The organism is Bifidobacterium italicum, assembly GCF_002286915.1.
In the GTDB taxonomy this organism is placed as follows: Bacteria; Actinomycetota; Actinomycetes; order Actinomycetales; family Bifidobacteriaceae; genus Bifidobacterium; species Bifidobacterium italicum.
Window position 1 is genome coordinate 19,897 of record NZ_MVOG01000004.1, and the last position, 15,983, is coordinate 35,879.

Genomic DNA, 15,983 nt, shown 5'->3' on the forward strand with positions numbered 1-15,983 from the left:
CGACAGCAACCATGAGCGAATTCGACGTCAACGAAACCACCACCTACGGCATCGCGACGCGCGGCATCCACGCCGGGCAGGAGCCGGACCCGATCACAGGCGCCGTCTCCACGCCGATCTACATGACCTCCACGTTCAAGCAGGACGGCGTCGGCGGCCTGCGCCACGGCTACGACTACAGCCGCTCCGTCAACCCGACGCGCGACTCCTTCACCGAGCAGCTCGCCGCCGTCGAAGGAGCGAGGCATGCGATCGCGTTCTCCTCCGGACTCGCGGCGATCGACGTGCTGCTGCGCTCGACGCTCAAGCCGGGCGACGCGATCCTCATCGGCAACGACGTCTACGGCGGCACCTACCGCCTGCTCGCGAAGGCCTTCGTGCCGTGGGGCGTCGAACTCGACGTCGTCGACATCACCGACCCGGCCGCCGTCAACACGGCGCTCGCGCGCAAATCGTACCGCTACATCTGGGTGGAGACGCCGTCGAACCCGCTGCTGGGCATCACCGACATCGCATTGACGGCGGCGCTCGCGCACGAGCACGGCACGCGCGTCGTCGTCGACAACACCTTCGCGTCGCCGGTCCTGCAGCATCCGCTCGCCGACGGCGCCGACGCCGTCGTCTATTCGACGACGAAGTACATCGGCGGCCATTCGGACGTCGTCGGCGGCGCCGTCGCCACGAACGACGACGAGCTCGCGCAGCGGGTCGCGTTCCTGCAGAACGCGGCCGGCGCCGTGCCGTCGCCCTTCGACTCGTGGCTCGACATCCGCGGCCTCAAGACGCTCGACCTGCGCGTGCGCAAGCACAGCGAGAACGCGATGACGATCGCGCACTGGCTCGAAGGGCATGCCGGCGTGGAACGCGTCTGGTATCCGGGACTCGAATCGCATCCGGGCCATGAGATCGCCGAACGGCAGATGCACGGCGGCTTCGGCGGCATGATCTCGGTCGAGATCGCGGGCGGCAAGGAGGCGGCGGAACGCTTCGCCGCGTCGACGCGGCTGTTCACGCTCGCCGAATCGCTCGGCGGCGTCGAATCGCTCATCGAGGTGCCGGCCGCGATGACGCATATGTCCGTCTCGGGCACCGCGCTCGAGGTGCCGGCGAACCTCGTGCGCCTGTCCGTCGGCATCGAGGACGTCGATGATCTCATCGGCGATCTCGAAGGAGCCTTCTCCTCACTCGGGGAATAGTTCCACAGGGGTTTCACGGACGGAGGCGCCGGTCATCGTTTGCGATAGCGCCTCCTCGGCGCTTGGCTGGGCCGATAGCCGTAGCCGTAGATGTACCCGTACGTCGGGTATGAGGATGGTGACTGCGCCATGCCGGAGGACAGATGGGCGGATTGGGGGCGGAATCGTTCGTGCTCATCCGCGTCCGAGCTTCTCAGACGGGGGACCCCGCGTGGGCCGAGTGATCCGTATCGGTCATAGGATTGCTCACGCGGATAATCGGGGTCGCCGAACGGTGATTCGTATGACGGGTCGTCGCCGTAGCTCATGGTGGTCTCCTTCTCTGTCTCCTCGGTTCCAGGGCGGCCTCGGTCCCGACCATTGCGGTGAACCGGCTCGCTGGACGCCCCCATCGCCCCACTGTAACAGCGGCCATGGCGCCGGCGCCCATCGTGTCCGCATTGCAACGACCGGTGGTGAGACGCCGTGCGTTTGGAGATGGCCGGGAGGATGCGCTCAGTCCTCGAAGTCGGCGATCGCCTGCATGAAGCGCTCGCCGTATTTGCCGAGCTTCGACGCGCCGACGCCGCTGACCTCGAGGAACTCGTCGTCGGTGTGCGGGCGGCGCGACGCCATATCGCGCAGGGAGCGGTCCGAGAAGACGATGTACGGCGGCTTGCCGATCTCGCGCGCGATGTCGCGGCGCAGTCCGCGCAGATGTTCGAACAGCGCCTCGTCGGTGCCCCCATGGCCGCCGCCGAAGGTCGTCGGCTCCACCGCCGGTCTCGACGGGCGCGGGGAGGAGGCCGGCTTCGGCCGCGTGATGCTCTTCATCTCGTAATGGAACGCCGGGTCGATCGTCTCGGCCGCGCGGGCGCCGAACATGACGATCGGCAGCCGTCCCTCGGTGATCGTCAGGAATCCGTCCGAGACCATCTGGTTGAGCACGTCGCGCACCGTCGACTGCGGTACGTCGGCGAGCGCGCCGAAGGTCGGCGCATGGTCGAGTCCGCGTTCGAGCACGTCCTTCGCCTGCGAGCCGCGCAGCACGGCGACGATCTTGCCGCTGCCGTACGTCTGCCCCAGGTCGTGCACGCATCGGCTGATCGTGCGCGCGATGCGCGAGACGTCCGTCGTCGAGAACGTGCTGTCGCAGTTCACGCAGCCGCCGACGCAATGCGCGCCCGAGGCCGCGTCGCCGTCCTCGCCGAAGTAGCGCGTCATATAGCGGTGCAGGCATGCGGTCGTGCGGCAGTAGCCGACCATCGCGTCGAGCAGGTGCCGCTTCCACCGGCGCACCTGCTCCTGCTCGTCCTCGGTGAGGCGCTCGTTGGCGCCGCCGTTGTCGAGCAGCCTGCGGCGCGTGACGATGTCCGACTCGTTCCACAGCAACGTGCAGCGGCTCGGCTCGCCGTCGCGTCCGGCGCGCCCCGCCTCCTGGTAGTAGGCCTCGATGCTCTCCGGCATGTTGTGATGGATGACGTAGCGCACGTTCGACTTGTCGATGCCCATGCCGAACGCGTTCGTCGCGACGACGAGCGGCACCGCGTCGGTCACGAAGTCGCGTTGCGCGCGCTCGCGCTGCGCCGGCGGCAGTCCCGCATGGTAGGCGACGGCGATCGGGGAGGAGGGATGCGGCGCGTCGACGCCGGCCGCGGGGCGCAGCTGCGGGACGAGCGCGTTGATCGTGTCGGCGAGCTCCTCGGTCTGCTTCCTCGTCGAGCAGTAGATGATGCCGGATTCGTCGGCGTGCCCGGCCACGTAGCGCGCGATCCAGTTCGCCTTGTCCCGCGTGCCGAGCTTGAGGATGTCGAAGTACAGGTTCGTGCGGTCGAAGCCGGTGACGACGACCTCCGGGTCGCGCAGGCGAAGCATCTGGATGATGTCGCGGCGCACGCGTTCGGTGGCCGTCGCCGTGAACGCGGCGAGCGTCGGACGGTCGGGCAGTGCGTCGATGAAGTCGCCGATGCCGAGGTACGACGAACGGAAGTCCTGGCCCCATTGGGACACGCAGTGCGCCTCGTCGACGGCGACGAGCGCGATGTCCGCATGGGTCGCGAAGTTCACGAAGCGCTGCGTCTCCAGTCGTTCCGGCGCCACGTACAGCAGGCGGACGCGGCCGGCGTTCGCGGCGGCGAACACGTCCTCCTGCTCGTCGATCGACTGCGAGCCGTTGATGAAGGCCGCCGGGATGCCGATCTCGTTCGCGCCGTCCACCTGGTCCTTCATCAGCGAGATCAGCGGGGAGATGACGATCGTCAGGCCGTGCAGCAGCAACGACGGGATCTGGTAGCACAGCGATTTGCCGGAGCCGGTCGGCATGACGCCGAGCACGTCGCGGCCCTCGAGGATGGTGTGGATGAGCGCACCCTGGCCGGGGCGGAAATCCTCATAGCCGAAGTATCGGCGCAATGTCCCGAGCGCCTGCGCGTCGAGCTCCTCCTGCGAAATCGTCATAACGCACCAGTGTAACCGTCGGGTGCCGTTTGGCCCAGATGCGCGCGTGTGGTGCAATCGGGAGATGGCTGGGCGGTGGTTGGGCGGTATGCGCAGGCGATCTTCGTATGCGATCCGGAAGGTGGCGTTTATGTAATTTGGTAGGTAGAGGTTATGTAATTCGATAGGTAGAGTTTATGTAATCTGGTAAGTGGACCTTATGCAATTTGGATGTTAGGGACGGCAACCCCTTACTGGCGCTTGGCTTTGCCGCCTGTGCGTCAACATGCCTGAAGTTCCTGCCAGCGGGCGCGCATCATCCGGTTCGCATGGGTCGTGCGCGTTTCGTGCAGCAGCGGCACCGGCGTATCCGGTATGACGTGCATGGGCTCGAAACCGATCTTCTCTTGGGCGCGCGCCGATTTCTCGTTGCCTTCGTAGTACGTGCACCAGATCGCAGTCAGGTTCAGGTCTTCGAAGCCGTGCCGCAGCAGTTCGCGGGCCGCTTCGGGGACGTAGCCGTTGCCCCAGAACGGTTCGCCGATCCAGAATCCCATTTCCGCCTGCGTCGTGTCATTGGCCGGGAAGAGATCGGAGCCGCCGGCGAGCTTGAGCGCGATCGCGCCGATCGCCGTGTCCGGTTCCTCGGCGAGCGCGATCGCATAGTCCTCGGGGCCGTTGAACACGTTGCGGATCACGCCGAGGCTTTCCTCGACGTTCTGGTGCGTCGGCCATCCGGCGGCTGGTCCGATGTTCGGGTTCTTCGCGTATTCGTACAGCGCCGCTGCGTCCGAATCGCGCCAAGGTCGTAGTATCAGCCGTTGCGTTGTGAGTTGCTGCTTCGTCATGACGCCCAAGCATAGCGTCGGAGGCGCATTGCCCGCATCCGCGGCGCCTATCTCGGCTGGGCGGTAGCTTTTTCCGTGGGGAGCCCAAGTAGAGGGCCTCAAAACGGCTTCTCCTCGGGAGCCATACTTGGCGATATGCGGAAAAACGTTACCTCCCAGCCGAGATACAAGCCGAGGTGTGCTGCCGACACCCGTCTGGTGCCGCCATGGTCCATCCGAGGCCTCCGCTATCCGCGCCGAAACTCTGCCGTCCACGCTCGGTGTCCGCCCATCTGCGCCTGTCATCGCCACTCATCCTCCGGCATCATCCTCAAGGCTGAGAGAGCGTCGCGTCGCCTGGAGGATTCATCCCGCAGTCCGATGTGACGGACCGCGCCGACGCCGTATCTTGTAACCATCAAGCAACAAGAACGGCGCACCAAGCGCCACGGACGAAAGGACAAGACGATGAGCTTCCTCAACATGATCTTCGGTTTCGACCACACGACCGCCGGCGTCCCGACGACGTCGATGAACTCGGCGGCCACCGTCTCCGTGATGAGCGAGATCGCGGAACGTCAGGCGAAGTGATGCTCTCCACGCATCGCACACCGCGTACGCCACACCACCGCACACCGCACACTGCACAGACGGATCCCAACTCCGCAAAAGGGCGCCGGCAACGAAGCCGGCGCCCTTTTCCGTGTTGTCCTCCATGATTGATTTTCAGGACTCCGCCTTCCAGAATCCTATTCCGAGGAACCTTCGACGCGATTCCTATCCGTCTTGCCGTCTGTGATCCGCTCTCATGTCGAGCATCCGTCCGTGCATCGCACTTGATTCCGTTATCTTGAGATTCGGGGCGAATCCCCGAGGCAATGGCACAAAGCACACATTCATGTGCGCCCGTCGACGAACGGAGAGAAATGCGACTGACGATCCAGCAAGACACGCTGACCCCCGAACTGTTCCTGACGCTGTACCGATCCGTCGGCTGGGACGCGCCCGGCATCGACCAGGTGCGCGTCGCGCTCGCCAACTCGACCGCCACCTTCACTGCCTACGCCGACCCGGAAGCCGAAACCGAAGTCGCCCCCGAGCCGGTCGGCATGGTCCGTCTGATCGGCGACGGCGGCATGTCCTTCTACATCAAGGATTTCGCCGTCGTCCCGTTCATGCAGTCCCAAGGCGTCGGCGCCGCGCTGATCGGCTCGCTCGAACGCCATGTGCACGACCTGATCGAACCCGGCTGGGCGGTGAGCCTCGAACTCATCTCCTCGAAAGAGGCGGTGGAATTCTACGAGCGGCACGGTTTCGAGCAGCATCCCAACGACTGGGACGGCCCCGGCATGTTCAAGATGATCCGCGCATAGCCGCACGCTTCCGCGCATCGCCCATCCGTTCCCGATAAGGAGCCATCGATGTCCCCGACTATCCCTCCGACGTCTCCTGACGGCGCGGTGTCCGTCCGCGAGCAGCTGGAATCCCTCGCCGATCCCGGATACAAGGCCTTCAATGCAAAGCTCGTCCCGACCGTCGATCCCGCCACGATGATCGGCATCCGCGTGCCGCGGCTGCGCGCACTCGCGAAGCAGCTGCGCCGCGGCGACATGCGCACCCTCGAGGAGTTCCTCGCCGACCTTCCGCACCGCTATTTCGAGGAGAACATGCTGCACGCGATCCTGATCGGCGACGTGTACCCGTTGATCGAGCAGACGATCGCCGCGCTGTCGAGGTTCCTGCCATATACGGACAACTGGGCCGTCACCGACACGATCCGCGTGCCGCGCCTCTCCGACGCCGACGCGCGCATATGGCTCGACCAGCTCGCGCGATGGATGCGCGACGGCCACACCTACACGGTCCGTTACGCCGTCGTGACGCTGATGGCCGATTTCCTCGACGACCGTTTCGATCCCATGCAGCTGCGGCTCGTCGAGGTCATTCCTTCCGACGACTACTACGTGAACATGGCGCGCGCATGGTACTTCGCGACCGCGCTCGCCAAGCAGTGGGAGGGCGTGCTGCCGCTGCTCGAACAGCGGCGTCTGGATCCATGGACCCACAACAAGACGATCCAGAAGGCCTGCGAATCCTACCGCGTATCCGCCGAGCACAAGACGCTGCTGCGTTCGATGCGCATCCCGCCGATTGATTTCCGAGGACCAAGATGAGCGCGCCGTCGCCACGGCACCCGCTGCTACGGTGTGGAGGACGGAACCGTTGCCGTTCCGCCGACCGATGCCGACTGATATGACGAGGAGCGACGATGACCCAGAATACCGCCGATGCCGATATGACGATGTCGACCATGCCTGCCAACGACGCGTGCGATGACGCCGCATGTGACGCTCCAACCTGTGACTGCGACCGCCGCGCCGACGCTGGCCGCGCTTGCCCGGTCAAGCCGTGGATCCAGCGCCACAGCACCGTGCTGCTCGTGTGCCTTGGCGTGTTCGGTCTGGTGCTGCTGCTCATGCTTGGCAACCGCAAGACCGTGATGAACGTGGCGAACCAGCCGTCGCAGGCCGGTGGCAACAACGCGAAGGTGATCGTGATCGACAATCACGGCTTCTCGATGTTCCAGTGGATCTTCGTCGGCAACGGTTCGGGCAACAACGGCAACTCGGGCTGCGCGCATCCGGTCCGAGCGTAAGCGTTTTCGGCCGTATCTGTACTGAGGAGCATGCTCCCTAGTGGGAACCGGGAACCGTAAGCCAGCACACATCGTTCAGATACACCGTGCCGTTGTGCCTGCAGCCCATAGTGTGTGCAGTGCTTTGCGACGCCTGCCTGTCGTCGGCCGCAATGGGGCCTCGCATACGCCGAAGCGGCGGTCCGCTTATAAACAGCGGACCGCCGCTTCGGCGTATGCGAGGCAGCCTTCCTAGCCGTGGCGAATCATTCCGCCCGTCGGCGGATGAGCAGCGCGAGACCGACGGCGCAGAGCGCGAAGATGAGGAAGACCCCAACGAGGATCCATGCAATCAGGCCGGAGCTCAGGCCGGTGAGCGGAAGCGTGGCGAGTTGTTGCTTGTTGTACACCTCGATGATGGAACCCTCTGCAATGGGGGCTCCATCATCGCCGACGATCTGCGCGATGTCCGAGACGTTCGAGGTCTGGGGTCCGTCATAGCCGCCGGTTGCATCGATGCGCATGACGGGCGGCTGCCCGTTGCCTTGATCGGACATCGTGAGCCGGATCGGCGCGGTCAGTTGCATGTAGCCGTCCGGAGCCTGCGATTCGACCAGATAGTATTCGCCGGCGGCGATGCCTGTGAACTGCGCATTGCCTTGGGCCGCCGTTGTTTCCGCAACCATCGTGCCGTGCACGCCGTTGGTCCCCGGAATCGTGTCGGCCGCATCAGGCGCGGTATGCCACAACTGGAACCGTGCGCCGTCGATAGCGCGGGCATGGTCGGCGGCATCGCGTTTGTGCAATGTGAACGAACCGGGCTGTGGTTGTGAGCCTCCCTCATCGGTGATGACATAGCCGTTGTTGAGCGCGGCGACGCCGTCGATCGTCTGCCCAAGCGTTGTTTTGCCGGTGTTCGTCACGCTGAAGGTGAAGTCCTCGACCTTCTGGTAGCCGTTCGGCGCGGTCTCCTCCCGGAAGCGGTAGGTGCCGGCAGGCAGGAACATGCTCTTCGTGGTGCCGTCCGAGGCCCATGCGGCGACCTCATTGCCGTCGGCGTCCTTGATCGGGTTGCCTTGGGCGTCGGTGACGGACAGGCGTGCGCCTGCGAGGTCCTTTCCGTCGGCATCCACCTTCCTGAACTGCACCGGCAGCAGATAGGTGAGCATGTTCTGCAGCTTCTTGTGATCCTCGTCCTTGCCGGCATTGGCATCGGGTATATACATCGTGACCCGAACCTGGTCATCGCCCGGCGCCTGATCGGCCGAGGTGATGTGCTGCGTCGCGGCAAGCAGCTGGCGGGCGTATGGCATCACTTCTTTGTTGAGCGTGGAGACCTTCCAGCCGGTGGCGATGTCGTCGGAATTCGGCATGCCGTCATCGTTGAGCAGGTGAATCGCAAGTCCGACGGCGCGATAGAGCTGAGTGTCGTCGAGCTGGTTGCGCGTCTGGAAGTCGGTGGCATATGCGGTGTGGATGATGTTCTTCATCCATGCATGCATGAGCGCGCCTTTCGCCTCGGTCGTGGGTGTGGCCTCGATGCGTTCCTTGTACGGGGATGCGATCCATTCTGGATGTGCCACGAGGTTGTAGAACGATGCTTCGCCGTTGGCCTTCGAGTATGGGAACTGGGGCTTCTGCGCCGTCATATCACCGAGCTGCCAGACCGGGATGCCGTAGCTCTGGTTGTAGCAGAAGGCTGGCATGTATTGCGTCGGGTCGGTGATCATATCGTCGGTGACCTTGCGGTCGGACAGGCCAAGTGTGATGCTGTCTCGGGTGGCGCCGTAGGCGAATCCGTAATAGCCTCCTTCGGCGGAAGGGTCGCCTCCATCTGGCGGATCCGTTGTGTCGTCCTTCGTGCCGCGCTCGATCGCCATGTAGATGCCGGGCTGTTCGACATCGGTGACTCTGTAGGACAGGAGATCGCCGTGGGCGTTGAGCTGTATGTCCACATTCGCGGCGGAGACCTTCTTGGCCGTTGTCCCGTCCTGCGCGATGCGCGCGAGGAGCGCATCGTCGTCGTCGGTGTTCCAATACCACCGTTGCTTGTTCTGAGCGCTCGTCGCGGACAGTCTAACGATCTCCCATCGCGACGTGGTCTTAGTAGCCTTGCGCACAATCGGAGCGTTCGTATAGTCGGCGCTGAAGTCACCTCCCTTGAACGTCGCATCCGGTGCGGCCGTGATCGGCTGCTTCGTGTCGGGGTCGACGAAGCGTACACGCGTCGCGCGGTACTGCAGCATCTGCCGGTTGTAGGCCTTGGCTCGCGCGGTCAGCGTCTGATTGCTGCTGCTGAGTGCGGTCTCCTGGAATTCGAGGCCGTCTGAGTCGGGGTTGTCCGCTCGGGATTCGTCGATCTGGCCGGTTTCTGCGATCAGGTAGACGCCGGGCCAGCTCATGTCGGAATCCTGGGCCGAGGCAAGCGCATCATCATCGGCGGCTGTCGTTCCGTCGGCGATCTGCGTGGCATGGATTGACGATGCATTCGTATCCGGCAGAGTCCAGTTCCTTGCAGTGCCGATGCGGTTGCGAATCTGGGTGTCGGACAATGTGTTCCATGCCCAGCCCGTGGCGTTTTCCGGACCGTTGACCTTGATCAGATGCCACTGCGACGTGCCGGTGATAGCCAATGAAGGCAATGCGGGCGTCGGCTTGAACAGGAACTGCCCCTGATACTGGTTCGCCGCACGGTACGGGTAGTTGGCGCCGTTGTCCTGTACGAACTGCGCGCGCACGGCGATGACCCGTGTCACGGATGCGCCAGCGAGAACCTTCTGGGATAGCTGCGCGGCGATCGCATCATGCTGCGCAGCGGTGAACTCGCCGTTGACGGCGCCGTCCGCTCCGGCGAACAAGGACAGCCGTACGTTGCGCTCGCCGAGCGTAACGGTGGCGGCCTGCGCCTGTCCAAGGTTGATGGGCAACAGCATCAGCGCAAGGGTGGAGCACACCGCAACGAAGGCCGCCAGCGGTTTCGCCCATGGGCGTGGTGTTCGCGACGATCCGTGTGAACGGAGAATCGCGTCGGATATGACGTGTTTCAATGTAAGACCTCTAATCGAACGTTCCTATTCATTCATTCACTATTCGATTCAAGTGACAGGGTGCGCGTCGATGAGCGAGGGTTGCACAAACAGTCGGTTCTTCCGCTTGTTCAGGATGAGTATGTGTGCCATGAACGTGGATGTCGCGGCGACGAGCAGGCAACGTTGTAGCGACGTCCGTTTTCTACCAGGGTCTACTATTGGGGCGATGCTGCCGCGGATGCGGCTACCGCGTTCGCGGGGAACATGATGTCAAGGTTGAAGATCTGCCTACGCTCGTCGGTGGAGCTGGTAACGACGCCCTGGTATTTCCTCGCCACGTGCCGGATCGAACGGATGCCTTGGCCGTGGGGGCGTCCGTCGCGTATCTTCGTCGTCAGGAAGTTGCCTTTGTCGTCCTTGCGCAGGCGACCGGTCATGCAAGTGTTGTCGCCGTGGACGAGCACGAATGATTTCCGGCGGGTGACGCTGAAATGAATTGCGCGCGCATGCCTGTCCTCGAGCTTTGCCGTGGCCTCGATGGCGTTGTCGAGCATGTTGCCGATCAGGGCCGTCAGATCGAGCGGCTGGATGCCGGAGAGCAGTGTGCCGTCAGCCATCGTGGTGAAGCGGATCGAGTGATGTCCGCATGTCAGGTTCTTCTCGAAGAGGATCGCGTTGAGCACGACGTTGCCGCAATCCTGAATCGACGATGACTCATCGATCGATTTGTGCAGCTGCGCGAACAGGGCGGAACGTTGCGCATCGCTGACGATGGGCGGCTGCGTGTGGTCGGCGGCGGGAGCGTCCACCCTTGCGGTTCCCGTCCCGTCTGGATCGAAGAGGATCAGCCAGTGTTTGAGGTCATGGGTCAGACGGCGGATCTCGTCGAGGTTCTGCTGTGAGCGTGTATACTGCGCCTGTTGGTCATGCACCGTCGACTGCAGATTCATGTTTTCGCGTCGCAGGAGTCGGCGTGCGTATTGCGCATGCGCAACATAGAGCAGCGAATCGGCGAATAGCAACGTCAGCATGCGCTGGTAGAGCGCGGTGTGCAGATTGCCGAAGGATTCGGGGTCATAGGCGGCGACGGCGTAAAACGCGTCGAGCGCGTTCACCAGCGTCCAGGTCACGATGCCGATGCTGAGGATCAGGATCGCGAACGCGATGAGCGGGATATGCCATGCGGCGTTCTGCAGCATCGTGTCGGTGAAGGTGTGGCGCTCGAAGCTCCAGATCAGGATGCTGCAGATGGCGCCGATCGCGAGCATGATGAAGGGGCGCGAAGGGGAATCTTTGACGTCGTACATCACATCGGACAGAATGATCACGTATGCGAAGGAGATGAGCGTTTGCGTGTGCATGTAGGCATGCGTGGTGAGGTACAGCGTGCCTTTGAATCCGCGCCCCATGCCGACGAGCAGGAACAGGAACTCGATTGCGAAGAGGGTCGTGGCGCCGAGACTCAGTCTGCTCGTATAGGGCAGTGTGTTCAGCAGTGCCTGCTGCGCGAGGAAGGTTGGTAATGACAACGACCAGATGACGGTGTTGCGCATGGTTCCCCCCGGATGGCGCATGCAGCGGAAATACACGGCAAGCGCCATCCATTCAAGGAGCGGTACGGTCATGAAGTCAAGCCAATCAAGGATCATAAATCGTTTTCGGTCGATGGCTATTGTGGATCATCGGGGTTGGGTGATGGATTACCGTCGGTCCATCCATCACTGGACAAGTAGCGTGTCAGTGCTTTGACGAAGCCTCTTTTCCTGGCGCGGCTGATGCGGAGCTCCCTGCCGTCGTCGAGCAGGCAGTCGTGCCCCTCGACCGCCTCGACATGAGCCATGTTGACCAGATAGTACGAGTTGATGCGGTAGAACCCGAAGGGGACGAGGCGTTCCTCGAGCGAGGAGAGCGTATATGGCACGGTGACGTCGCGTTTGATGGTATGCACCGAGATCTTGTGCCGCTTCGACTCGATGTAACTGATTTCATGGTGGGGCACCTGCAGATACTTGGTGCCGGACTGCAGCATGATCGTCGGCCGGTCCTCGGCGAGCACCTGATCGATGGCACGTGCGAACTCGGATTTGAATATCGACCATGACAAAGGTTTCAGGATGTATGACAAGGCGCCGACCGAGTAACCGCGAATCGCGTATTGGGGTGCCGATGTGATCAGCAGGATGACAATCCTCGGGTTGAAGCGGCGTATCTCCTGGGCCACGGTCAGTCCGTTGTACAGCGGCATCAGGATATCGAGCAGCAGGATGTCGAAGTTGGCGCTCGACCCTTTAAGGAAGGTCGCCGGCGAATTGAAGGCGGTCACGGTGAGGTCGCGATGAGCCTGCTCTCCGAACCGCTCGACAAAGAGGGCTTCCTGGCGCAGGAACAGGGGGTCGTCTTCGATGATTGCCACACGGATGCGCATAGGTTCACTCTTCCATACTTCGTCGTTGCTGTTTTCATTATGGCGTGGTGGGCGTGGCGATCCGCATCGCTATGCTCGGGACGTAATCCGGCTGGAGTGGGCCATGGTGCGTCGGAGAAAGGCGGTGCGATTCGCCGTGCGACGCAATACTTAGCATATTTGCTGCTTTGTATGCAAATGCGTTGCCGAGGTTTGCGTAACGTGCTTGCAAAACGACTGAACGTGGAGTTGCAATGGTTTGCAAAAGAGTATATGATATAAAACCTTTTTTCACACGGGGCTGACGTTGAGAGTGTTCGACGTACTGTCGCATGCTTTGCGAAACAAGTGTCGTCAGTGACGAAACGTGCGTCTGAAATATCTTTTCGAAGCACCGCAACTTAATTTGGGTATTGTTATTTTCTAAGTGGAAAGTAGTTACGATGAAGAAAAAAAGAATGATTGCTGCGCTAGGAGCCTTGGCCGTTATCGCAGGTATGGGAATTGGAGCGACTGCCAACGCTGCGGAGATCACTGTTCCGGATAGTGGCAAGATCACGATCGCCGGCACCACGAGTGTCCAGCACCATCTCGTGGGATATCGTCTTGCGACGTATGCAAGCGCCGATGTGGATGGCACCACGCTGAATTCTTTCACGATGACGACGGAGGCCGGCAATAAGGACAAGGTCGTCGCAGCGCTGACCGCCGAACAGAACACAGCCCTTCAGGCGAGCGCGTACAAGGACAACCCGATGGCTTGGGTTGTGGGGAACATGACCGAGGCACAGCTGCGTCAGTTCGCCATGAACCTGCAACAGAACGCCGGCCTGACCGGCGGTGTGGATTTCCAGATCGGTGAGAACACCGTGCCTACGGGCTATTACCTGATCACCGACCAGACCGATGCCGCCGCTCTTGCTGGCAAGCCGGAAACGGTCTCGAATCCGATGCTGCTGTCGTCAACGGTTGGCGATGCGACCGCCGACGCCGCAGGCAACACGCTCGGCACGGTCAACCTGAAGAACTCCTCGACCGAGATTCACAAGCAGGTCGTCAAGGCCGGCGACGCCGGTTATGTCTCCAACGAGAAGCCAGATTATGCTGTCGGTGATGAAGTCGTCTATGAGCTGACCTCGACCACGCCGAATTTCGCCGGTTACAACATCGATCCGACGCTTCAGGACGCCAAGAAGACCCGTGCCTTCAAGATTGTCGATACGATGAGCAAGGGCCTGACCTATAACTCAATCGAGTCGGTCAAGGTCAACGGCGTCGCTCTGAAGGATACGGACTACACCGTGACATCCGCCGCTGCAGCCGATGCGGCCGGAGCCTATCAAGGCGGCACCGTGGTCGCGATCGATCTGGCGAAGTACGTCAACAAGGCGCCGGGGTCGACTGGTGAGAAGCTTGCGGAGATTCCGGCGGGCATGCCGGTCAGCGTCATCGTCAAGGCCACTCTGAACAAGAATGCGCTTATCTCCACTCCTGAGGCTATTCAGGCCAATCCGAACAAGGTCGATCTGGAGTTCTCCCACAACCCGTCCGACACGAGCCAGAAGACGACGACGCCGGGCGGCGAAGTCAACGTGTACACCTTCAAGCTGCAGATGCTGAAGACCGACAAGTCCGGCAAGACGCCACTCAAGGGCGCCGAGTTCACGATCAAGACGACTGCGGCGGACAACAACCAGAACGTCAACAAGTATCTGGCCGCGAAGGACAAGGACGGCAAGTGGACCTACACCGACAACGAGGACGACGCCATGCGCTTCACCTCGGATGACACGGGTGTGATCGCAGGCATCGATGGCATCGACGCCGGCACCTATGAGATTCACGAGACTAAGGCCCCGGAGGGCTTCCTGCGCGCTGACCTGCAGGCCATCAAGTTCACAGTGACGGTCACGCCGACCTATCAGGCCGACACTTCCACGAAGCCTGCGGCCTCGACGGTCTGGGGCGATCATACGGCCACCACGGAGGTCGTTGAGGAAGCCACTGGCGACACCGGCAACATGGTCGCCAAGGACGGCAAGATTCTCTACCAGTTCGACGTCGCCAACGCCAAGAACCTTACCGAGCTGCCGCTTACCGGTGCCACCGGGATGCGTGCGCTGACGATCGTCGCGATCGTCGCGATCGGTGCCGGCCTGCTGCTGATGGTGCGTGCACGCCGTCTGCATGTGACCCAGTGATTCTTACCATGAGTAAGCTGCGGTTCGTCTCGTTGCTGTCCCAGTTATGATGCTGGTTTCCTTTCCCTCTGCAACAATGAGACGTATTCGCAGAAACAGTGAGAGCCCATCCTCGAGGGCTCTCACTTTATTTATATTTATTGTTCCGCATTCCGACATCTTCGATACAGCATGGAGTGACCGATGACGCGATCCAGAGGCAGACACAGCGCGTTGGGAGGGGCCGTGTCGGAAGCGAACGATTGGCTTTGGGTCCTTGGCCGTGATGAGGCGACCGTCAGGCAGCGGGCGTATCGGAGCAAGGCGTTGCACCAGTCGCGCATCATCATGTGCTGTGCGCTTATGTTCTTTCTTCTTGCCGCGCTGGCGATTGGTGTGCCATGGTATCTGCAGTGGAAATCTGATCTTGCAGCCGCCGCACAGATTGAAGCCGCTGAACAGAATGTGGCTGAATGGCCGTATCCGCAGGCCGAACTCGCTCTCAAGGCCGCTGAGCGGTACAACGCGGTACTGGCCAGCTCCGGTCAACCGACGCTCGGCGAGACCTATGACCCCTTCTCCGGAGCGAAGGACGATCAGAGCGTAGACGGTCAAATAGTGCGTTCCGAGGATGACGCCGAATACACCGATCTGCTGAATGCAGGCGACTCGTTGATTGGATCCATCATCATTCCGAAGATATCGGTGAATCTGCCGATTCGCCATGGGACATCCAAACTGACGCTCGACCGTGGCGTAGGGCATCTGTACGGCACTTCGATGCCGACGGGGGCTGAAGGTCTGGCCGGCGGCTCCGCGCATACGGTTCTGACGGGCCATCGCGGTCTTGTGGAGGCGCTGATGTTCACGCGTCTCGATGAGATGGAGGTCGGAGATTTCATGTACGAAAAGGTCTTCGGCCGCACGCTTGCTTATCGCGTCGATCGCATCACCGTCATCGATCCGTCCGATACATCGCAGTTGCGCATCAGGTCGGGGGAGGACCGTCTCACGTTAATGACCTGTACGCCGTTCGGCGTCAACACGCACAGACTGCTCGTGTCGGGCACACGCGTGTCGATTCCCAAGCCAGCGCCCGAACCACAGAACGCGCCGAAGGACATGACGCGTGCGCTGCAATGGGCGGTCATGCTCGCGACGGGCGTCGCATTGGCGGCATTGGTGGCGCATACATGCATTCCCTCGGTGCGCAGGGCACACGAACGGCTTCGCTGCCACCCGCGGCATGCAGGACAATGAATCTGAGGCCATCCGGAAGAATGTCGGGATATTCGCG

12 protein-coding genes are annotated in these 15,983 nt (G+C 62.1%); 7 read left to right on the forward strand and 5 right to left on the reverse strand.

Translation table 11 applies throughout. From position 1 onward, the window contains the following. Nucleotides 1-11 precede the first annotated feature (11 nt). Complete coding sequence (locus B1400_RS01060) at nucleotides 12-1,196, forward strand: cystathionine gamma-synthase (RefSeq protein WP_095612629.1); 1,185 nt, start codon at nucleotides 12-14, stop codon at nucleotides 1,194-1,196. 495 nt (nucleotides 1,197-1,691) lie between these two features. Here B1400_RS01060 and recQ read toward each other — a convergent pair whose 3' ends face one another. Together recQ and B1400_RS01070 are read right to left on the reverse strand one after the other, a co-directional pair. Further along, nucleotides 1,692-3,632: a DNA helicase RecQ gene (recQ, locus tag B1400_RS01065; RefSeq protein WP_095612630.1), complete on the reverse strand. Its 1,941-nt coding sequence runs from the start codon at nucleotides 3,630-3,632 to the stop codon at nucleotides 1,692-1,694. Between the two features lie 260 nt (nucleotides 3,633-3,892). Continuing rightward, on the reverse strand, nucleotides 3,893-4,459 hold the full coding sequence (locus tag B1400_RS01070) for a GNAT family N-acetyltransferase (RefSeq protein ID WP_095612723.1): 567 nt from the start codon (nucleotides 4,457-4,459) through the stop codon (nucleotides 3,893-3,895). Between the two features lie 447 nt (nucleotides 4,460-4,906). Here B1400_RS01070 and B1400_RS10030 point away from each other — a divergent pair, with 447 nt between their 5' ends. The 4 genes from B1400_RS10030 (at nucleotide 4,907) to B1400_RS01085 (ending at nucleotide 7,094) form a co-directional block, all read left to right on the forward strand. Continuing rightward, entirely contained in the window at nucleotides 4,907-5,029 is a 123-nt protein-coding gene (locus B1400_RS10030; RefSeq protein WP_257790231.1) for a hypothetical protein, read from the forward strand. A 335-nt stretch (nucleotides 5,030-5,364) separates the two neighbouring features. Next, complete coding sequence (locus B1400_RS01075; protein ID WP_157909601.1) at nucleotides 5,365-5,811, forward strand: GNAT family N-acetyltransferase; 447 nt, start codon at nucleotides 5,365-5,367, stop codon at nucleotides 5,809-5,811. 48 nt (nucleotides 5,812-5,859) lie between these two features. Next, a complete protein-coding gene (locus B1400_RS01080; protein WP_095612632.1) occupies nucleotides 5,860-6,612 on the forward strand; it encodes a DNA alkylation repair protein in 753 nt (250 codons plus the stop codon). Nucleotides 6,613-6,707: 95 nt separating this feature from the next. Continuing rightward, nucleotides 6,708-7,094 (forward strand): hypothetical protein, encoded by a 387-nt coding sequence (locus B1400_RS01085; protein WP_235607244.1) that lies wholly within the window; start codon nucleotides 6,708-6,710, stop codon nucleotides 7,092-7,094. A 245-nt stretch (nucleotides 7,095-7,339) separates the two neighbouring features. Here the strand turns inward: B1400_RS01085 and B1400_RS01090 are convergent, their stop codons facing one another. From B1400_RS01090 to B1400_RS01100, 3 genes are all read right to left on the reverse strand, one after another. After that, a complete protein-coding gene (locus B1400_RS01090) occupies nucleotides 7,340-10,006 on the reverse strand; it encodes an MSCRAMM family protein (RefSeq protein WP_095612633.1) in 2,667 nt (888 codons plus the stop codon). 311 nt (nucleotides 10,007-10,317) lie between these two features. Next, a complete protein-coding gene (locus B1400_RS01095; protein ID WP_157909602.1) occupies nucleotides 10,318-11,727 on the reverse strand; it encodes an ATP-binding protein in 1,410 nt (469 codons plus the stop codon). A 44-nt stretch (nucleotides 11,728-11,771) separates the two neighbouring features. Then, entirely contained in the window at nucleotides 11,772-12,515 is a 744-nt protein-coding gene (locus B1400_RS01100) for a LytR/AlgR family response regulator transcription factor (protein ID WP_162288148.1), read from the reverse strand. Nucleotides 12,516-12,949: 434 nt separating this feature from the next. On the opposite strand from B1400_RS01100, the gene B1400_RS01105 reads away from it, so the two are divergent. Further along, nucleotides 12,950-14,707, forward strand: a complete 1,758-nt coding sequence (locus B1400_RS01105; protein ID WP_095612636.1) for an isopeptide-forming domain-containing fimbrial protein — start codon at nucleotides 12,950-12,952, stop codon at nucleotides 14,705-14,707. 225 nt (nucleotides 14,708-14,932) lie between these two features. Then, nucleotides 14,933-15,946 (forward strand): class C sortase, encoded by a 1,014-nt coding sequence (locus B1400_RS01110; protein ID WP_235607245.1) that lies wholly within the window; start codon nucleotides 14,933-14,935, stop codon nucleotides 15,944-15,946. The last annotated feature ends 37 nt before the right edge of the window (nucleotides 15,947-15,983 follow it).